General features: G+C 70.9%; 16 protein-coding genes. 4 read left to right on the top strand and 12 right to left on the bottom strand.

The window, feature by feature from the left end; all coding sequences use genetic code 11:
- Positions 1-315 precede the first annotated feature (315 nt).
- Complete coding sequence (gene nifA / locus DEFCA_RS0108860) at positions 316-1,857, top strand: nif-specific transcriptional activator NifA (RefSeq protein WP_025322672.1); 1,542 nt, start codon at positions 316-318, stop codon at positions 1,855-1,857.
- Between the two features lie 91 nt (positions 1,858-1,948).
- Here nifA and DEFCA_RS22235 read toward each other — a convergent pair whose 3' ends face one another.
- From DEFCA_RS22235 to phnD, 9 genes are all read right to left on the bottom strand, one after another.
- On the bottom strand, positions 1,949-2,512 hold the full coding sequence (locus DEFCA_RS22235) for a TorD/DmsD family molecular chaperone (protein WP_025322671.1): 564 nt from the start codon (positions 2,510-2,512) through the stop codon (positions 1,949-1,951).
- 257 nt (positions 2,513-2,769) lie between these two features.
- Positions 2,770-4,638 carry a 4Fe-4S dicluster domain-containing protein gene (locus DEFCA_RS0108850; RefSeq protein WP_169709517.1) on the bottom strand — a complete coding sequence of 623 codons (1,869 nt, stop codon included), beginning with the start codon at positions 4,636-4,638 and terminating at the stop codon, positions 2,770-2,772.
- A gap of 65 nt (positions 4,639-4,703) precedes the next feature.
- A complete protein-coding gene (locus DEFCA_RS0108845; RefSeq protein ID WP_025322669.1) occupies positions 4,704-5,372 on the bottom strand; it encodes a formate dehydrogenase subunit gamma in 669 nt (222 codons plus the stop codon).
- A gap of 214 nt (positions 5,373-5,586) precedes the next feature.
- Positions 5,587-6,420, bottom strand: coding sequence for a hypothetical protein (locus tag DEFCA_RS0108840; protein WP_169709516.1), 834 nt, complete (start codon positions 6,418-6,420; stop codon positions 5,587-5,589).
- Between the two features lie 17 nt (positions 6,421-6,437).
- Positions 6,438-7,028: a formate dehydrogenase FDH3 subunit beta gene (fdh3B, locus tag DEFCA_RS0108835; protein WP_025322667.1), complete on the bottom strand. Its 591-nt coding sequence runs from the start codon at positions 7,026-7,028 to the stop codon at positions 6,438-6,440.
- Positions 7,029-7,038: 10 nt separating this feature from the next.
- On the bottom strand, positions 7,039-9,810 hold the full coding sequence (locus DEFCA_RS19360) for a molybdopterin-dependent oxidoreductase (protein WP_084319009.1): 2,772 nt from the start codon (positions 9,808-9,810) through the stop codon (positions 7,039-7,041).
- A 13-nt stretch (positions 9,811-9,823) separates the two neighbouring features.
- Entirely contained in the window at positions 9,824-10,003 is a 180-nt protein-coding gene (locus DEFCA_RS0108820; RefSeq protein ID WP_025322664.1) for a hypothetical protein, read from the bottom strand.
- A 529-nt stretch (positions 10,004-10,532) separates the two neighbouring features.
- Positions 10,533-12,590, bottom strand: coding sequence for a two-component system sensor histidine kinase NtrB (locus DEFCA_RS20585; protein WP_025322663.1), 2,058 nt, complete (start codon positions 12,588-12,590; stop codon positions 10,533-10,535).
- Positions 12,587-14,197 carry a phosphate/phosphite/phosphonate ABC transporter substrate-binding protein gene (phnD, locus tag DEFCA_RS20580; protein WP_025322662.1) on the bottom strand — a complete coding sequence of 537 codons (1,611 nt, stop codon included), beginning with the start codon at positions 14,195-14,197 and terminating at the stop codon, positions 12,587-12,589. Before phnD ends, DEFCA_RS20585 begins: the two co-directional genes overlap by 4 nt.
- A 182-nt stretch (positions 14,198-14,379) precedes the next feature.
- Between phnD and DEFCA_RS0108805 the strand changes: the two genes are divergently transcribed.
- Positions 14,380-15,723: a DUF1015 domain-containing protein gene (locus tag DEFCA_RS0108805; protein WP_025322661.1), complete on the top strand. Its 1,344-nt coding sequence runs from the start codon at positions 14,380-14,382 to the stop codon at positions 15,721-15,723.
- Positions 15,724-15,982: 259 nt separating this feature from the next.
- The gene (locus tag DEFCA_RS0108800; protein ID WP_025322660.1) at positions 15,983-16,732 is read left to right on the top strand and encodes a tRNA1(Val) (adenine(37)-N6)-methyltransferase; all 750 of its coding nucleotides are present in this window, start codon (positions 15,983-15,985) and stop codon (positions 16,730-16,732) included.
- Here DEFCA_RS0108800 and DEFCA_RS21475 read toward each other — a convergent pair.
- Positions 16,656-17,204, bottom strand: coding sequence for a DUF721 domain-containing protein (locus tag DEFCA_RS21475; RefSeq protein WP_025322659.1), 549 nt, complete (start codon positions 17,202-17,204; stop codon positions 16,656-16,658). The two genes, DEFCA_RS0108800 and DEFCA_RS21475, sit on opposite strands and share 77 nt — an antisense overlap.
- Positions 17,205-17,234: 30 nt before the next feature.
- Between DEFCA_RS21475 and DEFCA_RS0108790 the strand changes: the two genes are divergently transcribed.
- Positions 17,235-17,486 carry a DUF3343 domain-containing protein gene (locus tag DEFCA_RS0108790; RefSeq protein WP_025322658.1) on the top strand — a complete coding sequence of 84 codons (252 nt, stop codon included), beginning with the start codon at positions 17,235-17,237 and terminating at the stop codon, positions 17,484-17,486.
- A gap of 144 nt (positions 17,487-17,630) precedes the next feature.
- Here DEFCA_RS0108790 and DEFCA_RS0108785 read toward each other — a convergent pair whose 3' ends face one another.
- A complete protein-coding gene (locus tag DEFCA_RS0108785; RefSeq protein WP_025322657.1) occupies positions 17,631-19,007 on the bottom strand; it encodes a cobyrinate a,c-diamide synthase in 1,377 nt (458 codons plus the stop codon).
- A 162-nt stretch (positions 19,008-19,169) separates the two neighbouring features.
- Positions 19,170-19,445 carry an acylphosphatase gene (locus DEFCA_RS0108780; RefSeq protein WP_025322656.1) on the bottom strand — a complete coding sequence of 92 codons (276 nt, stop codon included), beginning with the start codon at positions 19,443-19,445 and terminating at the stop codon, positions 19,170-19,172.
- Positions 19,446-19,526 lie beyond the last annotated feature (81 nt).

Genomic DNA, 19,526 nt, shown 5'->3' with positions numbered 1-19,526 from the left:
GAAAAGACGGCCTTGCCGAAGCCGCTACGGCTCGGTCCGTTGCGGCGCGTGAGAGCCCGCGCCGCGGGCGCTCCCCTGCGCCGAGCGGCCTGAACGGCTCGGCCGTAGCGCACCGGGCCAACGGCCCCCAAATCGCTGGCTTCGAATGCGACTTGGTATGAGAATCGATCCGCGCAATCTTAGCAGGATTCGTGCCGGCGTGCGCTCCCCGAGTTGGCGGGAGAAAGGGGGTGCCCCCCGGCCTTGGTGAGACAATATTGTTTTTTGTGTTTTTGTGAAGTACACTCCCGTAGCACCCTGCGAGGGAGGACCGTGGTGACGACGGCGAAAGCACTGGAACGAAAGCTTCAAGAGCTCGAAACGCTGGGGGAGGTGAGCGCTGCCCTGGCCAGCGACGCCCCCCTGCGCGATCGGCTGTACCGCACCCTGTCCGTGCTGGCCCGTCGGCTGGGCATGACCCGGGGGACCGTTGCGGTGGTCTCGCCCTACGCCGAGGAGGTGCGGGTCGAGGTGGCCTACGGCCTCACCCCCGAGGAGGAGAGCCGGGGTCGTTACCGGATCGGGGAGGGGATCACCGGCAGGGTCGTGGCCACGGGCGAGCCCATGGCGGTGCCCAACGCCGGCCAGGAGCCCTTGTTCCTGAACCGCACCATGAGCCGGGACCTGACCCGGGAGGACGTGGCCTTCGTGTGCGTGCCCCTCAAGGTGGGGGACGAGATCCTGGGGGCCCTGAGCGCCGACCGGGTGCGGGGCGACGGGGTGGGGTTAGAGGATGATGTGAGGCTCCTGAGTATCCTGGGCACCATGGTGGCGCAGGCCGTGAAGCTGCACCGGCTGGCCGAGGACGAGCGGCAGAAGCTGGTGGCCGAGAAGGAGCGGCTCGAGGCCGACCTCGTGCGCAAGTACAACATCACGAACATCATCGGCAACTCCAAGGCCATGCACGAGGTCTACGCCATGATCGCCCGGGTGGCCAAGTCCAACGCCACGGTGCTGATCCGGGGGGAGAGCGGCACCGGCAAGGAGCTGGTGGCCCACGCCATCCACTACAACTCCCCCCGGGCCAAAAAGCCGTTCGTGAAGGTGAACTGCGCGGCCATCCCCGAGAACCTGATCGAGTCGGAGCTGTTCGGTCACGAGAAAGGGGCGTTCACCGGGGCCGTGCAGCAGAAGCCCGGCAAGTTCGAGCTGGCCGAAGGGGGGACGATCTTCCTCGACGAGATCGGGGAGCTCTCCCCTGCCCTCCAGGTCAAGCTGCTGAGGGTGCTCCAGGAGAAGGAGTTCGAGCGGGTGGGGGGGTGGCAGACCATCCGGGTCAACGTGCGGGTGATCGCCGCCACCAACCGGGACCTGGAGGCGCTGATCGGCGAGGGCCGGTTCCGGGAGGACCTGTACTACCGGCTCAACGTGTTCCCGATCTTCCTGCCCCCCCTGCGGGAGCGGCGCACCGACATCCTGCTGCTGGCCGAGCACTTCCTGGCCAAGTTCGCACGCGAGAACGACAAGGACATCCGGCGGATCACCACCCCGGCCATCGACATGCTCATGCGCTACCACTGGCCGGGCAACGTCCGGGAGCTGGAGAACTGCATGGAGCGGGCCGTGCTGCTGTGCGAGGAGCCGGCGATCCACTCCTACCACCTCCCGCCCACCCTCCAGACCGCGGACGAGTCCCGCAGCGCGGTGGACCTGCCGTTCGACGAGGCCGTGCGCCACTTTGAGACCGACCTGATCGTGGACGCCCTGAAGGCCACCCGGGGCAACATCCGCAAGGCGGCCGAGCGTCTCCAGACCACGCCCCGGATCGTGGGGTACAAGGTCCGCAAGTACGGGATCGAGCCCCGCAAGTACCGGTGAGGAGACCCCTGGCCCAGCGTCCAGCCTCCCGGTGACTTCGGTCGACGGTGTGCGGTCAACGGTCGTCGGTCTGGGGCCTTCGGCCCGAGGCTCATGGGGCGGCCAGCCCCAGTCGGACGGCCTCGGCTTCGAGCAAGCTCCGGGCGGCCCGGGCCAGGGAGCCGTAGAACCCGCCGTAGGGGAGCCGCTCGTCCTCCCGGGCCAGGTCGTCCAGGAACCGGGGCATCCAGGGGAGCACATGTTCTTCCAAGCACTCCCGGTAGGCCTGGTGGCCGTCGGGTCGCCCCCCGAGGTATGCCAAGCAGTCCAACTGGAAGCCGGCGTGGTCCTCCAGGTCCCGGAATCGCCCTCGATCCGGCACCAGGTCCCAACGCCTGAGGAACCCCCGGAACGCCACCAGCGAGGGGCCGAACCTCGCTCCGTCCCGGTAGACGCTCGCATAGGGGACGAGCCGGGGCTCGAAGGGGGTCTCCAATAGCCTCCACAGGGCCTCGCCCGCGTCCCGGGCGCCTCGCTCGGGGCCCCGCTCCCGCGCATACTCCTCCAACCCCTCTGCCCCGTTTCCCGCTTCCTTTCGGGCCAAGGCCTCCAGATCCTCTGGGGACGGCGGGGTCAGGAGCCAGCAGGCGAAATCTCCAAACCCTGGGTTGGTCACGGTCCTCCTCCGGTTCCTCGTGTACCGTCTCGCAAAAACGTATGCGGATTGCGGCGGTGGGGCTGGGGGCTCCGACGAAGCGCGACGGCCGAGCAGCCTGGGCCGCCCGGCGCCAGGGGAGCGGCCGCGGCGCGTGCTCTCACGCGCCGCAGCGGACCGCGCCGAGGCGGTCCCTGCGAGGCCGTTCAGCGAAGGAGGGGCCCCCAGCCCCACCTGGGAAAACCACGAGATTTCGGAAACGCTACATTCGCCGGTTCCTACCGGGCCGGGCCCACCGCTCGGACCACCCGGCAGTCGGGACACAACTCCAGCAGGGTGGGCTCGAACGCCACCCGGCCCTGGAGGCGGCCCCGCACGGCTTCGAGGGCCTGGCGGGTGGCGAACACCCGTCCGCACGCCGGGCAGGCGTGGGCCTCGGCCCGGGCGAACACGCGGGGCTGGAGCGCCGAGCCCTCCCATGCCAGGTGGTGCGCGATCTCCACCACCCCTTCGGGACAGGCCTGCGCACACAGCCCACAGCCCACGCACCGCACCTCCCGCACCCGAACCACCGGCGTGTCCGGGTCGGCGGTCAGGGCCCCCGTGGGGCATACGCCGGCACAGGCCCCGCAGCCGGTGCACCCGGCCCGGGCCGTGGGCCGGCCGAACGGCCCCTCCAGGGGCGGCCCGGTCACGGGACCGACCAGGACGGCGGTCAGCACTCGGGCCCTCCGGTCCAGCGGATCCTCCGGCCCCGGGGGGGCAGGGGGCAGGGCGGGAGCCGTCGCCGTAGAGTCGGCAGGCGCGGGATCGCCCGGGCCCAGGACCCGGCCGGAGAGGGCCGGGGGAAAGAGCACCCGCCGGGCCTGGTCCAGCTCTCCCCCCACCCACGGCCCGCAGCTCGGGCACGGCTCCACCGCCACCCAGGGGGCGCCGGCGAGGACCGCCCCTGCCAGGGCCCACGCGTCGACTCCGTACAGGTGCTCCAACGGGATCCCCACGCCCCCCCGCCGGCCCGGCCTGTGAGCCCCGGGACAGCGAAGGGTGGTCGGAACACCGGCCCGGCCCAGGCGTTCCAGCGCCCGGGCGAGGGCATCCCGGTCGTGGGGCCGCGAGTCCAGCGAGCCCGTGGGGCAGGCGGCCAAGCAGGCTCCGCAGCCGGAGCAAGCGAGAGGGTCCCGCCGGATCCGGGCGCCCCCCTCCTGCAAGGCGCCGGTCGGACAGGCCCTCAGGCACAGGTCACAGCCCCGGAGCCCGGAGGCCGCGTGGGCGCACGGCCGCTCCGTGAGGATCAGCGGGTCCCACGCCTCCGCCCCACGGACGAGCCCAAGCACCTCCGCCACGGCTTCCCCCGCCCGGGAAGGATCCGGGGGCAGGTGCAGCCCGGGCCGGGAAGGGCCGGCGCCGCCCACCCACACCACCTGATCGGCGGGAACCCCGGGCGCAGACCGCAGGTCCAGGGCCCCGACCGAGGCGCACGCCTCCTCGCACCGGCCGCAGCCATCGCACCGGTCCGCTTGGAATCGAAGCCCCGGCTCCAGGGCCCCTGTGGGGCATGCGCGGGCGCATTCCCCGCATCCCACGCAGGTCCAAGGGTCCACGGGTGGCCCCCGATGGGGGACCACCCGGAAGGCTCCGAGCCGGCCTTCCACCCCCCCGGGCCGTGCCGGATACCCGCGCAGGGGAGGGCCCGGGGGGGCCTCCGGATCGATCCAGACCACCGCCGCGTGGGGCTCCAGGGCCCGGGCCAGGGCCCCGCTGCCCGGGCCCATGACCGCCACCCGGGGGCCGGGGGGCAGGTCCACCCGGGTCGGGGGCCGGCCCGCGGCAGCCAGGGCCGCACCGGCCTCGGCCGCCGCAGCCACGGCTCGGGCGGGTGCGGCGGCGTCGAGCAGCCCGTCCAGGTCCCACGCCACCACCGACCCCGGGGGCCTGCCCTCGTCCTCCCACCGGGCCACGAGGTCCGCCGTGCCCCGGAAGCATCCGAGGAACACCGGCCCTTCGGGCGCCGGCGCGGGGTCCTGGAGGCACAGGGCTCGGAAGGTTCGTAGGCGCACCCCGCTACCCAGATCCTGGGATCGGGGCAGGGGGATCCGCCCGTTGCAGGAGCACACCCAGGCTTCCGCGTAGCTTCGGTCTCCGGTCATCGGTCTACGGTCGCCGGTCTGGTGGGGGGCTTCGGCCCGCATGGGACGAGGAAAGCTGGCATGGGTCAGCCGGGCTCCCCGAGGCGGCTGTTTCGGACGAGCTGCTCGTACTCCTCGGGGTGCTCGCTCTTGAGATCCTCCAGCGGGATGCGGCCGGTGAGCCACACCCGGTTGAGGCGGGGCCGCCCGTGGGAGGTGTGCACGTGGTACAGGTGCCAGATGAAGATGGCGATCACCGCCAGCAGGGCCTCGTCGGTGTGGGCGATGTGGCTCATGTGGATGACGGTGTCCGAGAAGGATCGGGGGAACCACAGCACCAGGCCCGACCCGGCCATGATCGCCACCCCCCAGAACGCACCCCAGTAGTCGAACTTGTTGATGTACGAGTACCGGGGGTAGCGGGCCCGCTCGGGCTCCCGGCCCAGCAGGAACCGGACGTCGTGGAGGAGATCGTGCACGTCCCGAAGGCTCGGCCACAGGCCGCCGGGGTGGCCCACCCGCACCTGGCGGACCGCCGCATGGACCACGTGGACCACACCCTGGGCCAGCATCACGGCTCCGAGGAACCGGTGGATCCACCGGACCACCTCGTACCCTCCCATGACCCGGATCACCCCCCACCAGTGCCACTTGAGGGGCATGCCGGTCACCGCGAGCAGAGTGAAGGTGACGATGAGCAGCCCGTGCTGCCACACGAACCCTGGGGGGAACCGCTGGACTTCCCGGCTGTTCATCCCCTCATCTCCTTCCCAGTAACTTCGGTCGTCGGTCTACGGTCAACGGTCGTCGGTCTGGGGCCTTCGGCCCGCTTGAAGGCTGGAAAGCTAAGAGGCTAGAAGGCTTGAAAACCTCGCGGATTCCCGTACGTTCTAGGAACCTTCATGCCTCTTCGCCTCCACCACACGGTCCGAGGCCGTCAAGATTTCTCTAGTTTCTAGTCTCTAGTTTCTAGCCTCTAGACGGCCCCGCAGGGGCCTGAGGATGCTTCCGGGAACGCACCAGGTCGAGGAGGATGTAGGCCAGAAGGGCCCCGCTCACGCCGGTGGTGAGCCACAGGAAGAACCGGTGGGTGAGGCGGGGCCACGGGCTCTTCGGGTCGGTGGCGTGCACCAGCACCCCTGGTGCGGCCAAGCGGGCCACCCGGAGCTTGCCCTCTCCGTGGCAGTCGTTGCACACCTGCTCCACCCCAAAGGGGTTTTGGGGCACGTGACACGTCTGGTCGCAGGGGATCGCCTTCTCGTCCCGGGTGAGCCGGTGGGTGGGCCAGGCCCCCAGCGGGGCTGCGCCTCGGACCGAGACGGTCTTCTTGTCGCCACGGGGCTCCAGGACCTTCGGCCCCTCCAGGTGACAGGCGGTGCACTCGACCCGGTCGGGCTGGTCGAAGTGGAGCCGGCACGCGGCGGTCCGCTCCCGGATCCGATCCCAGGTGTGGCAGTCGCCGCATCGGGCGAGCCCCAGCCGGCCCTGCCGGGCGTTCTGGCGGGAAGACCCCTCGGGGAGGGCCAGGAGCCGCTGGACGTAGGCGTCCCGAAACCCCGGGTGGCACTTTGGCTGATCACACCGGCGACCCGGCTTGTCCGCCGGGAACCGGTAGTGGGCCGCCTTGGCCTTGTCCTTCCAGTCGGGCATGGCCCGGGCCAGCCCCGCCCACCGGGCCACCAGGGGGGTGGCCCCCCCGCTCGGCGCGAGATAGGGGTAACGCCCCTCCGCCAGGTCCGGCGGCGCAGCCCCGGCCGCGTTGGCCCCGGCCAGGATCAGGCCCAACACGAGGCCGGTCCGCATGGCCCGCATCGGCGTCCCTACAGGCCCTTGCCGTAGGCCCGCTTCCAGCCCCAGGCGTTGGCCTCGCTCCCCCGCTCCATGGCGCGCCTGCGGTAGATCCGGGCGATCTCGTCCGCCTCGCCGGCCAGCAGGGCCTTGGTGGCGCAGGCCGTGGCGCAGGCCGGCAGCTTGCCCTCGGCGATCCGGTTGGCCCCGTACTTGCGCCGTTCCGCCTCGGAGAAGTCCTCCTCCGGCCCGCCGGCGCAGTACGTGCACTTGTCCATCGCACCCTTGACGCCGAACGGGGTCCCGGTGGGAAATCCGGGCGCCCCGAAGGGGCAGGCGAACAGACAGTACCCGCACCCGATGCACTTGTCCTTGGAGTGGAGCACCAGCCCGTCGTCCCGCTGGTAGAACGCCTCCACCGGGCACACGGCCGCGCACGGCGGGTTGGAGCAGTGCATGCAGGCCACCGAGATGCTGGCTTCGCCGTCCCGACCCTCGTTGATCGTGACCACCCGGCGGCGGAAGGTGCCCCGGGGCACGTCGTTGGTGTTCTTGCACATCACGGTGCAACCGTCGCAGGCGATGCACCGGTTCGCGTCACACAGGAATTTCAGCCGGGCCATGGGGCACCTCCTAGGCCTTGCGGATCTGGCACAGACCCGTCTTGGTCTCCTGCATCTGGGTCACCACGTCGTAACCGTAGTTGGTGACCACGTTGGCCGACTCGCCCACCACGTAGGGGGCGTTGCCCTCGGGAAACCGCTCGATCCGGCTCACCCCCTCGAACACCCCGCCGAAGTGGTAGGGCAGGAAGATCGTGTAGGGATCGACCCGGAGGGTCACCTTGACCTTGACCTTGACGCGGCCCTTCTGCGGGCTCTCGATCCAGATCCAGTCGCCGTCCATGAGGCCGTAGTCGTTTGCCGTGCGGGGGTTCACCTCGGCGTACATCTCGGGCGCCAGCTCCGACAGCCAGCGGTTCGCCCGGGTCTCGGCCCCGCCGCCCATGTGCTGCACGATCCGGCCGGTGGTGAGGATGAGTGGGTAGGTCTTACTCGTGTCGGCCTTCTGGGCGCTCGCAAAGGCGGTGTCCACCCGGTACTGGAGCTTCTTGTCCGGGTACGTCGGGTAGTCTGAGAGCAGATCCGGCCGGGGTGTCTGGATCGGCTCCCGGTGGATCGGCACCGGGTCCGGGAAGGTCCACACGTACATCCGGGCCCGGGCGTTGCCGAACGGGGCCATGCCCTTGGACAGGGCGGCCCGGAAGGTCTTGTCCGAGAGGTCCGTCTTCCAGTTGGTGCCCTTGACCACACCTTTGAACTCGGGGTAGCCGCCGTCGGCCTGGCTGCCGGGCATGGTGACGCCTTTGGCCGCCAGCAGGGGCCGGCCCTTGTACTCCGTGCCGAACCGGGCCCGGAACGGCAGGCCTCCCTCCATCACCGGCTTGGACATGTCGTAAAGGATCGGGGTGCCGGGATGATCGGTGGTCCAGCAGGGCCAGGGAAGCCCGTAGTACTCGCCGTCGCAGGGGCCGCCGTTGGCCCGCAGGGTCACCAGGTCGAAGGTGTGGGCGTACTCGCGCTGGCGCTTCAGGCGCTCCACGGTCTGGCCGGTGTACCCGATGGTCTGGAGCCCGCTGCGCCACTCCTCCAGGCAGTCGTCCGGCCACTTCTCGATGTTCTTGGCGAACTCCTGGCCGAACCCCAGGCGCTTCGTGAGCTCGAACATGATCCAGTGGTCGGGCCGGGAGTCGTACAGGGGCTCCAGCACCTGGAAACGCCACTGGAGCTGGCGGGCCGTGGCCGTGACCGACCCCTCGTTCTCGAACTGGGTGGAGGCCGGCAGCAGGTACGTGCCGTTCTTCCGGTCGGGCACCACCGCGGCGCTGGGCACGAACGGGTCCACCAGGACCAGGAGATCGAGTTTCTCAAGGGCCTTCTTGACCCGGTGCATCTGGCTCTGGCTCTCCATGGCGATGCCCCAGTAGAACAGGGCCCGGATGTTGTCGCGTTGGTCGATCTTTTCTTTGGGCTGGAGCACGCCCTCGTACCAGCGGGCCATGGTGAAGCCCTTCTTGTTGTGCTGCTTCTTGTCGTAGGCCAGGTCGAAACGGCCCTTGAGCCACTCGAAGTCCACCTTCCACACCTGGGCCCAGTGCTTGAACGCGCCGTCCGACAGGCCGTAGTACCCGGGCAGGCTGTTGGACAGGATGCACATGTCCGTGGCGCCCTGCACGTTGTCATGGCCCCGGATGACGTTGGCCCCGCCCCCGGCCTTGCCCATGTTCCCGAGCACGAGCTGGAGGATGCAGTAGCTGCGGGTGATGTTGTTGCCGTGGGAGTGCTGGGTGCCGCCCATGCACCAGATCAGGGTGCCGGGGCGGTTGTCGGCCAAGAGCCGGGCCACCCGCTTCAGAAGCTTGGGCTCCACCCCGGTGATGCGCTGGACCTCCTCCGGGGTGTAGTGCTCGGCCACCTTCATGACCTCTTCGAACCCGAAGGTGCGCTTGTCGATGAAGTCCCGGTCGTGCCAGCCGTTCTTCACGATCTCGCGCACCAGGCCCATCACCAGTGCCACGTCGGTGCCGGAACGCAGCCGCACGTACACGTCCGCCTTGGCCGCGGTCCGGGTGAACCGGGGGTCCACCACGATCAGGGGAGCTGCATTCTTCTCCTTGGCCGCGAGGATGTGCTGCATGGCCACGGGGTGGGCCTCGGCCGCGTTCGATCCGAACATGATAATGGAGCGGGCGTTTCGGATGTCGTTCAGGTGGTTCGTCATGGCCCCGTAGCCCCACGTGTTCGCCAGACCGGCGACCGTGGTGCTGTGTCAGACCCGGGCCTGGTGATCCACGTTGTTCGTCCCCCACATGGCGGCCATCTTTCGGAACAGGTAGCACTGCTCGTTGGACATCTTGGCCGAGCCCATCCAGAACACGCTGTCCGGGCCGCTCTCCTTGCGAATCTGGAGGAGCCTGTCCGCGATCTCGTCCAGGGCCTTCTCCCACGAGATCTTCTGCCACTTGCCGTCTACGCGTTTCAGGGGAAACCGGAGGCGCTTATCGCTCATGGCGAGCTCCCGGAGGCTCGCTCCCTTGCAGCACAGTCCTCCCCGGCTGATCGGGTGATTGAGGTCCATCTCCTGGCGGACCCACACCCCATTTTGCACCTCGGCGATCACCCCGCAGCCCACGGAGCAGTGGGTGCACACGGTCTTGACCTGCTTGGCATCCGGGAACGGGTTCTTCTCCCCTGCCCGGGCCCGGCGGACGAACCCCGCCGGGGTGCCGGCCACCGCTCCGGCCCCCAGGGCCGTGGCCGCGGCCTTCAGGAACCCCCTCCGGTCGGTCCGGCCGTGGCCCGTCCGCGTCGGGCCCGTGCCCTTGCTGCGTGATCGGATCTTCATGGCGCCACCTCCCTCAGTCCTCCAGGGTCCGGTAATAGGCCTCCACGTGACGGGTGCGGCGGAACAGGGTCTCGCCCCTCTCCGGGGGGCGGCGCTCCTCGGCCCGCACCCGCCGGGCCAGGCCCGCCGCGCCCAGGCCGGCGAGGACGCCTGCGAGGAACCGCCTTCGGCTGGAAACGGGTTGCTGTCTCATGGGGCACCTCCTTTGGTGGCGGATCACGGGCTCACCAGGCCCGTTGCGATCAGGTCCTGGAAAAAACGAGCCGGCGTTGCGCGGGACGTCGAACAGGAGGGATCTCGGCACGGTGTCGCCGCTGGTGGCGTACCTCTCCGGAACCTGGGGGGCTGCCGATCCTCGTGGTGATCGCGTCGGTGGTGCCTGCCGGACCGGTGAGGTCGAGGTGGGGCCCACCCTCGGCGTCCAGGCTGGCCCATGGAACGCCAGGGGCCGGAGGGAGGGTCACGACGCCCCGCGGGCCGTCGCCCGCCGTCCCCCCCAGGGCCGGACGGACTGCGGTCAGGATCGGAAACGGCCGGCACAGAGCCCCCATCCGAGCGAGCCCCCAAAACAAAACAATGGATGAATCTCACGAACGAACGCACTATAGCATCCGTCGTTCACTGTGCAAGGGTCAGAATCTGGAAAAATACCGCTCGCTTCAGGCAAACATCCGTTTGGCGGATGTCGTCGGGCCGGGGCGCGGCAGGCCTTCCGGTTCGGGTCAGGCGGGAGGGGCGGCCGACGCCGGTGGGAAGGTCACCTCGAACCGGGCGCCCCCCGCCGGGGGGCTGATCAGGCGCACCGTGCCCCCGTGGCGCTCGGCCACGCCGTAGACGATGGCCAGCCCCAGTCCGGTGCCCTTGCCGGGGGCCTTGGTGGTGAAGAAGGGGTCGAACACCCGTTCCACCTGATCCTCGGGGATTCCCGGACCGGTGTCCTCGACGGCCAGGCCCATCTGCCCCGTTTCCGGATCGGGGAACGTCTCGACGGTCAGGGTGCCCCCGCCCTCCATGGCGTCCAGGGCGTTCAGGGCCAGGTTGAACACCACCTGCTGAACCTGCGTGGGGTCGGCGCGCACCCGCTCCAGGCCGGGGTGGGGACGCCAGCAAAGCTCCACCTTCCCCAGGCTGGGTTCCACCAGATGCAGAGCCCGCTCGACCGCCTGGTTCAGGTCGATCACCTGGGGCTGGAACTCCCCGGCCCGGCTGAACATGAGCAGTTGGCGCACCAGGTCGGCCGCCCGGTCGGCGCCGTTCATCACGGTCTTCAGGTACCGCAGGGCCTTGGGGTCGTGGGTTCGGTGCTTGAGCATCTCGAGGGAGGGGATCATGGAGCCCAGGATGTTGTTGAAGTCGTGGGCCACACCGGCCGCCAGCCGCCCCACGCTCTCCATGCGCTGGGCGTGCTGGAGCTGGCGCTCCAGGGCCCGGCGCTCGGTGACGTCCTGGGCCACCAGCACGGCCCGGCCGTCACCGGCGGGGCTCCGTTGCAGCAGGTAGATCCGATCCCCGATGCGGGTCTCGGTCTCGGTCTCCTCCGGCAGGGGCCCGCTCGTTCCGAGGACCCGTTGGCACCTCATTCCCTCCACCGGGCCGAACCGCCGCCGGGCCTCCTGGTTGGCGTACACCACCCTGCCGTGGACGTCCACCAGGAACACCGCATGGGGCATCCCGCTCAGCACGGTGTCGAGGCGCTGCCTCTCGGCCTCGAGCTCCCGGGTCTTCTCCCGGACCCGGTCCTCCAGGGTTTGATTGGTGCGGGACAGCTCCTGGTTGGCCGCCGCCACCTGGGCCAGCGCGGCCTCCAGGCGGTCCAGCAGGTCCCCGAACGAGGTCGCCAGCACGTCGACCTCGTCGCCGCTGGCCACTGCCGGCGGGGGGGTGGGGGCCGCGGGGTCGAAGTCGCGGGCCCAGCCGGTCAGCCTCTCCAGGTCGCTGGTCGCCCGCCGGACCACGACCCGGTAGAGGAGGAAGAACCCCATCATGCCCAACACGAGCACCCCGCCTTGGATCGTGGCGTTGCGGACCGCCAGGGCCCGAAGGTCCCCGGTGGGAAGGAGGATCATGCCCCACCCCGCCGGCCGGGAGCCCACCCGGAGGGGGAACCGGTAGTACGCGTACGACATTCCGCCGGTTCGCACCGTGCCCTGTTTCGCCCCCTGGACCGGCAGGGAGACGGCCGCCGGAAGGCTGGATCCCAGGAGCGTGCCGTCCCGGGCGAGCAGCGCCACCTCGGCGCCCAGGAGGGCGGCCCACTCCTGCAGGAGCGAGGTGTCCAGGGGCAGGGCCACCGCGATCACCTCCTCGACCCCGATGTCGCTCTCCCGGGGGCTCGCCGCAACCAGGGCCGCCCCCCGATGGGGGTCGGACTGCAGGGCCACCGACGGCACCCCGGAGAAGGCCTTCTCCATCAGGGGCCCCCACTTCCCCCGCTCCTTCCAGTACCGGCGGCTCCCCATTCCCAGGATCTCCAGGCCGTCGTGGGTGAGCCAGCGCAGGGTGTAGACCTGCAGCTGGCGCAGGGGCTGCGGGTCGGCCCCCGAGGCCTCGACCCGGGCCACCTCGGAGAGGATCCGGGTGCGGAAGAACAGCGACTCCTCGGCGTGTCGCAGGCGGTTCTCGAACCGCCCGGCCGCCTGGCGGAGCTTCAGGGCCAGGTTGTTGCGGTAGGATACGGCCGCCGAGATCAGGGTGGCCGCAAGGCTCAGGCCGCCCAGGCCGGCGAGGAGCGCCCCGAACGACACGAGGAAGCGGTGGCGGAGGCTGGTGGGGCGCTTCATCGGTACTGGAAGTAGCCGGAGAGTTCGTCGGAGAGGGCTTGCACCATCTCGTACAGGGCCTGGTAGTCCTCGTCGGTCGTGGGCAGGAACCGGTCCGCGCCCAGGTCGGTCAAGGCCTTGCGGCCCTGGGGGGACTCGTGCATGGAGAGCAGGAGGTTGCGGATCTGGCGCCGGAGGGCGGGCGACACCGTGGGCCCGGCCACGAATCCGTTGGACGGCACCGGTGCCGACGCGGCCAGTTCCCGCAGCCGCCCCTCGAGCGCCGGGTTCTCGGCCACCATCTCGCCCCAGACCAGATCCTTGGCCGCGGCCGCGTCGGCAGCGCCCTCGAGCAGCTGTCGCAGGGCCGCCTCGTGGGATCCGGCGTCGGTGAACTCCCCGAAGAACTCCTGGGGCGGGCCCAGCCCCCGCATCTTCAGGGCGTACATTGGGAAGATCTGGCCCGCCGTGGTGGTGAGGCCGGCGTGCACCACCCGCCGTCCCCGGAGGTCCGCCAGGGATCGAAACGGGCTGTCGCTTCGCACGAAGACGACACCCCGGTAGTGGGACACCCCCCCATAGTCGGGCCGGGCCAGCACCTCGGCCCCGGTCTCCGCGTGGGCCACCAGGTAGGCGAAACTCCCGGCGAACGCCGCGTTCACCCGGCCGGTGCGGAACGCCTCGGTGAGGTCCGTGTAGCTCGATTGGTGCACCAGGTCCACCGGGAGCCCCAGCCGGGCCTGGAGGTAACGGGCGAGCCCACCGTACTTGGCCTCGAGGGCCACGATGTTCCGCATGGGGGGGACCCCGATGCGCAGGCTGCGCCGAACCGGGACCGTGGCCCGGGCCGTGGCCACCCGCCGGGCGGCCGGCGTGTTCAGGAACTCCAGGAAGCGGCGGGCCGCCGACAGGGGTTCGGCCCGCACCGCGAAGACCACCGGCCGGTTGAGGCGGTACCGCCCGCTGCGCACGGCGTCGGGGTCGGGGTACACGCCGTCCACCCGCAGGACCCGGACATCCGGCTCCAGGGCCAGGGCGGCCCGGAGCGAGGTGTACCCGAGGGCCCCCGGGTACAGGCGCAGCGCATGGTCCATGTCGCCCGGTCCCTCGAGCACCGTGGCCCCGGGCGCCGGATCCAGGTCGGCCAGGAGGGTGTCGTTCAGGAGCCGCCGGGGTGAGGTGTAGGAGGGGCGGTCCAGCAGCACCACCGGCACGTCCGCGCCCCCCACCTGGGACCACCGGGTGATGGTTCCGTCATAGAGCCGGCGGATCTGTTGGGTGGTCAGGTCCGTGACCCCGGCCGTCCGGTGGGCCGCGAACACCAGGGGATCCAGCGCGAAGGGGTACAGGAACAGGCCGGAGCGCTCTTCGGCGGTGGGCTCCCGGGTCAGGTAGGCCACGTCGATCTCCCGGGCCTTCAGGGCCTGGATCGCCGCTCCCGAATGGGTGGGGGGCGCGTGCTCCACCTCGGTTCGGGGATGGGACAGCCGGAACGCCTCCACCAGGGCCTCCGCCAGGTCCCGTGCCGACGCGGATCCCCCGATCCGGAACCGGTCGACCGGAGAGGGGGCCGGCGGGGAGCACGCGGCCACGAGAACCAACAGGATCAACGAGACGAGACGGTCCATGTGCGCATCCGGGTAAGGGCCCCCGCACGGATCGGACCCGACCTGAAAAAAGTTTATCAAAGTTCTCCGACCGGCACACGCGGCCTTTTTGCGGACTTGCTCCGGGAGGGGGGGATGTGATAGCAGGGGCCCGCCCCGGAGCCGGGGCGTTTCGAATGATTTCCCCGAGGGAGTGAGAGACGATGGCCGAGGTGCTGGGATTTCGAGGGGTTCGGTTCAACCCCGCCGTGGTGGACGATTTCGACCGGGTGATCTGCCCGCCCTACGACGTGATCGGGCCGGAGCTCCAGGAGGAGCTGTACCGGCGGAGCCCCTACAACGTGGTGCGCCTGGAGTTCGGGAAGGTGCTTCCCGGCGACGACGAGGAGGAGAACCGCTACACCCGGGCGCGACGCACGCTGATCGAATGGCTCCGGAAGAAGGTGCTGATCCGCGATCGGGAAATGAGCGTGTACTACACCGAGGAGGACTACCGCGGCGAGTTCGGTGAGCCCCTGACCCGGAGGGGGTACTACGCCAAGGTGCGGCTCGAGGATCCCGACTCCGGCCTGTACTTCCCCCACGAGCGGACCCTGGCCGGGCCCAAGGCCGACCGGCTCCGGCTCATGGAGGCCGTGAGGGCGAACCTGAGCCCGATCTTCAGCCTGTACGACGACCCCCAGATGGTGGTGCTGCGGGACCTCGAGGCCATGGCCAAGGGGAAGCCTCCCCTGATCCGGGTCCACACCGACGAGGGGGTGGAGATCCGGCTGTGGCGGGTGACCGAGCCCCGCCTCGTGGGGGAGGTGACCCGCCGCATGGCTGACAAGGTGTTCGTGATCGCCGACGGGCACCACCGCTACGAGACGGCCCTGCGGTACCGGGACCTCATGCGGGAGCGCCACCCCGGCTACACCGGCAACGAGCCGTGGAACTACGTGATGATGTACTTCTCGAACCTGAGCTCGCCGGGGCTGGCCGTGTTCCCCACCCACCGGGCCGTGTTCGGGGTGCCCCCGGACCGGATCGAGAACCTCGAACGACAGCTGGAGGAGTTCTTCGAGGTGGAGCCGGTGGCGGACGCCGAGACCCTGTCCGCCCGGCTGCGGGACCTGCGGGGTCGGGCCCACGCCTTCGGGCTCGTGGCCAAGGGCGAGCCCCGGTTCCGGCTCCTGGTGCTCAGGGACGACGGGGTCATGCACCGGATGCTCCGGGGCCGGGTGCCCAAAGTGGTGCAGACCCTGGACGTGACCATCCTCCACTCCCTCATCCTCGAGCGGATCCTCGGCATCGACCGCAAGGCCCAGGAGGAGCAGCGCAACCTCCGGTACGTCAAGGGCACCGGCGAGCTGGTGCGTCAGGTGGTCGAGGATCCCGAGATCCAGCTGGGCTTCGTCATGAACCCCACCCGGGTCGAGGAGGTCAAGGAGGTGGCCCTGGCCGGCGAGCGAATGCCCCAGAAGAGCACCTACTTCTTCCCGAAGCAGGTCACGGGACTGGTGATGCACCTGCTGTTCGACCCGGCCGAGGTGCTGCCGGGGGGCTGATCCCAGGTTGCCTTCAAATAGAGCTCCACCAGGGCGGGGCAAAGGGCCTGTCGGAGAGCCGGGCGCGGCCCCTTAGCTCGCCGCGCAGCGCCTCTGATGCTCGGACCGCGAAATGGTCGGATTCCACCGAGCTGTCATGAAACCTGCTCTTCTGCCCCGCGCCTGCGCGGCGAATCTCATGCCCGGCTTCGCGCCCGGCCGGAGGCAGGTCCCTTGCCCCGCCAGCCCAGGGGGCCGAGAATTTTGATATGAGGACGCCATGGTCCACCGGGACGGGGTGCCGATGGGGCCTGACGAGACCCTGGACGGGGCCCTGGGCAACACGATCCGTCTGGTCCAGCCCCGGAAGGGGTACCGGTTCAGCGTGGACGCGGTGCTGCTGGCCCGGTTCGCCGCGCAGACCCCGGTGGACACGGCGCTGGACCTGGGGTGCGGGTGCGGGGTGGTGGGGCTCGCGCTCCTGGCCCTCGGGGGCGCCCGGGAGGTGGTGGGGGTGGACCTCAGCCCGGCCATGGTGGACCGGGCGGAGCGGTCGGCCCGGGCGAGCGGGTTGTCGGACCGGGCCCGGTTCGCGGTGGCCGACCTGCGGGACCCGGCGCGCCTTCCCCCCGGCCGGTTCCCGCTGGTGGTGGCGAACCCTCCGTACCGGCCGGTGGGCCAGGGCCGGACCAGTCCCGACCCCGAGGTGGCCGCGGCGTGCCACGAGGTGACCTGCGGGCTCGCGGACGTGATCCGGGCGGCCGAGGCCAAACTGAGGGCCGGCGGGGCGTTCTGCTGCGTGTACCCGGCCCGGCGGGCAGCGGCCCTGCTCGGCGAGTGCCGGAGGCTGGGCCTGGAGCCGTCGGTGCTGTGGCCGGTGCACCCCAGGGCCGGCGAGCCGGCCCACCGGGTGCTCGTCCGGGCCGTCAAGGGCGGGCGGGAGGACCTGGAGATCAGGCCTCCCCTGGTCCTCCACGGGAGGGATCGCCGGTACTCCCCGGAGGCGGAGCGTCTGCTGGGTCCTCCGTGACCCCCTTGGCCTCTAGGTGTCGGAGCCAGAGGCGCTCGAGGGCCCGGCGGACCTCGGGGTCGGCGACCCCCTGGGTGATCCGCTGCACACGCTCCCGGGCCCACCCGGGCACCGGCCGGGGTGCGGGGCGCTCCGGAGGCGAGGGCCGGCTTGTGGGCGAGGGCTCGGGTTCTACCGCCCGGATCCGGATGGTCTTGAGGGGGGCGTCGCCCAGGTGGGCGTTCAGGCGCGACAGGATCTCGGTCCGCAGGAACGACAGCTGTTGGGCCCAGGCGGAGGACGTGACCCCCACGGTGAGCACGCCGCCCCGCACCGACAGGGGCCGGGCCCGGGCGGCCAGGTCGGGGCCCACGGCCTCCTCCCACACCTCCCACACCCGGTGGGTGGGGCCGGACAGCCCCGAGCGCACCGAGCGGACCAGGGCCTGGACCGCGGGGCCGAGGGGCTCGGGCCGGGAGCGCGGGCGCCTCACGGCCGGCCCCCCGAGGCGAGGAGACGGCACATGGATCGGGACGGAATTCTCATCTTCCACAGCATCCATCGGGTGATGCGGGCCGAGAAGGTTCTCAAGGGGGCCGGCCTCGACGTGCGGCTCATGCCGGTTCCCCGCCAGCTGTCCTCGGACTGCGGGCTTTCCATCGCGTTTCGCATGGCCGACCGGGAGGCGGTGGAGCAGGCCCTCGCGGATGCCGGGTGCCCCTACGAAGAGCTCCACGGCTGGGACGGCACGGGGTACCGGCGGCTCGACGGCTGATACTCCGGCGGATAAACGGGCGTTACCGCTCCCTGCACGGAGGGGCCCTCAGCCCCACCCCCTCGGAACTGCACGAACTTGCGAACCATGACACTAGCCAGGCGGCTCTCGAACCCGCCAAATATCGGGGGCATGGTCTAGTCTCTAGTTTCTGGTCTCTGCCCGGCAGGGCCTGGGCCCCGACAGCCCGAGCCACCGAAGCGGCAGATCGGGGCACGAGGCGAAGTGCAGGTGAATGTACCCGGCCAGGGCAGCGCCCGACCGGTACCCCTCCCGACCGAGCTCCTCGCCCCGGGCGTTGCGCACCCGGTACACCGTCTCCACCCCTTGGGGTGGGGCCACCAGTTCCGAGTAGTGGAACTCGTGACCCCGGGCCGTGAGCCCGTCCATGCCGGCCACCCCCTGCACCACCACCTCGCGGTAGCCCAGATGGAACCGGCCGGAGCGCATCCGGGCCTCGGCCGGAAAGATCCCGGCCATGGGCACCCGCCCCCCTCGGGGAGTCTCCAGAGACCGGCACAGCACCATGAACCCTCCGCACTCGGCGTAGATGGGGCGGCCCTGGGAGTGGAACCCCCGCAGCCCGTCCAGGAAGGCCTGGTTGGCCGCCAGCCGCTCTGCGTGCACCTCGGGGTAGCCTCCGCCCAAGTACACCGCGTCCGCGTCGGGCGGCACACCGTCGCCGGCCAGCGGCGAGAACCGGACGATCCGGGCCCCGGCCCGCTCGAGCAGCCTCAGGTTCTCGTCGTAGTAGAAGCAGAACGCCGCGTCCCGCGCCACGGCCACGGTGCGCGTCCCCGCCCGGCGCCGGGGCACGGGCAGCCGGGGAGGAGGGGGGGGCGGGGTGCGCTCGAGGAGCCGGTCCAGGTCCAGGTGGTCCTCGATCCACGCCGCCAGGCGGTCCTCCCACGCGGGGGGCAGGGCCGCGTCCTCCGGGGTGACCAGCCCCAGGTGCCGCTCGGGCAGGGCCAGCCCCGGTTCCGGGGGCAGCGCCCCCAACGCGGGGGGCAGCCCCGCGGCGGCCAGCGCCTCGTCCAGGATCCGTCGGTGGGTGGGGCTGCCCACCCGGTTCCAGACCACGCCGGTGATGGGCACCCGGGGCGTGAACGAGGCGAACCCCTGCACGAGGGCCGCCGCGCTGCGGGCCATGGACCGGGCGTCCACCACCAGCACCACGGGCAGCCGAATCGTCCGGGCGAGGTGGGCCGTGGAGCCCTCGGGCCGGGTCCCGTCCACCCCGTCGAACAGGCCCATCACCCCCTCCACCACGGCCACGTCCGCATCGGCTGCCGAGGCGTGGAACAGCCGGCGGTTCACGGCCCTGGGGATCATCCAGGTGTCCAGGTTGTGGGAGGGGCGGCCGGTGATCCTGGCGTGGTGCGCCGGGTCGATGTAGTCGGGCCCCACCTTGAACGCCTGCACCCGCAGGCCCCGGCGTTGCAGGGCCGCCAGCACGGCCAGGGTCACCGTGGTCTTGCCCGACCCCGACCAGGGGGCCGCGATCACGAACGCGCTGCGCATCGTTCTCCTGTTGTCAACCCGGCGGATGAAATAGCCGCTATCGTTCCCAGATCCGAGGGGCAAGGGACCCATCGGAGAGCCGGGCGCGGCCGTATCGGTGGACAGAGTTCAGGGGACGGAGGACAGACCGAGGTGACGCGCCTATTTCGTCGCCGGGTCAATCTAGAACCGCACCTCGAACGGCCCCTCCCCCCGGGGCTCCTCCCAGATCACGTCACAGTGGTCCACGCGGGCGGCCGGGGGGCCCCGGCGGCACCAGGCGATCGCCTCCTCCACCTGGGGGCGGGGGCCTTCGAACACGGCCTCCACGTCGCCGTTGGGCACGTTGCGCACCCAGCCGCGCAGCCCGAGGCGGCGCGCCACGTCCCGGGTGCTGGCCCGGAACCACACCCCCTGGACCCGCCCGCTCACCACCACATGGGCCCTGACGTCGTCCATGGTTACCCCTCCCGTCGGTGACTTCGGGTCTTCGGCCCGCTGGAAGGCTGGAAAGCTAGGGGGCTAGAAGGCTTGAAAACC

This window comes from Deferrisoma camini S3R1, assembly GCF_000526155.1.
Classification (GTDB): Bacteria; Desulfobacterota; Deferrisomatia; order Deferrisomatales; family Deferrisomataceae; genus Deferrisoma; species Deferrisoma camini.
Note: the sequence above shows the minus strand (reverse complement) of the source record. Positions and strands in the feature narration are given on the sequence as shown.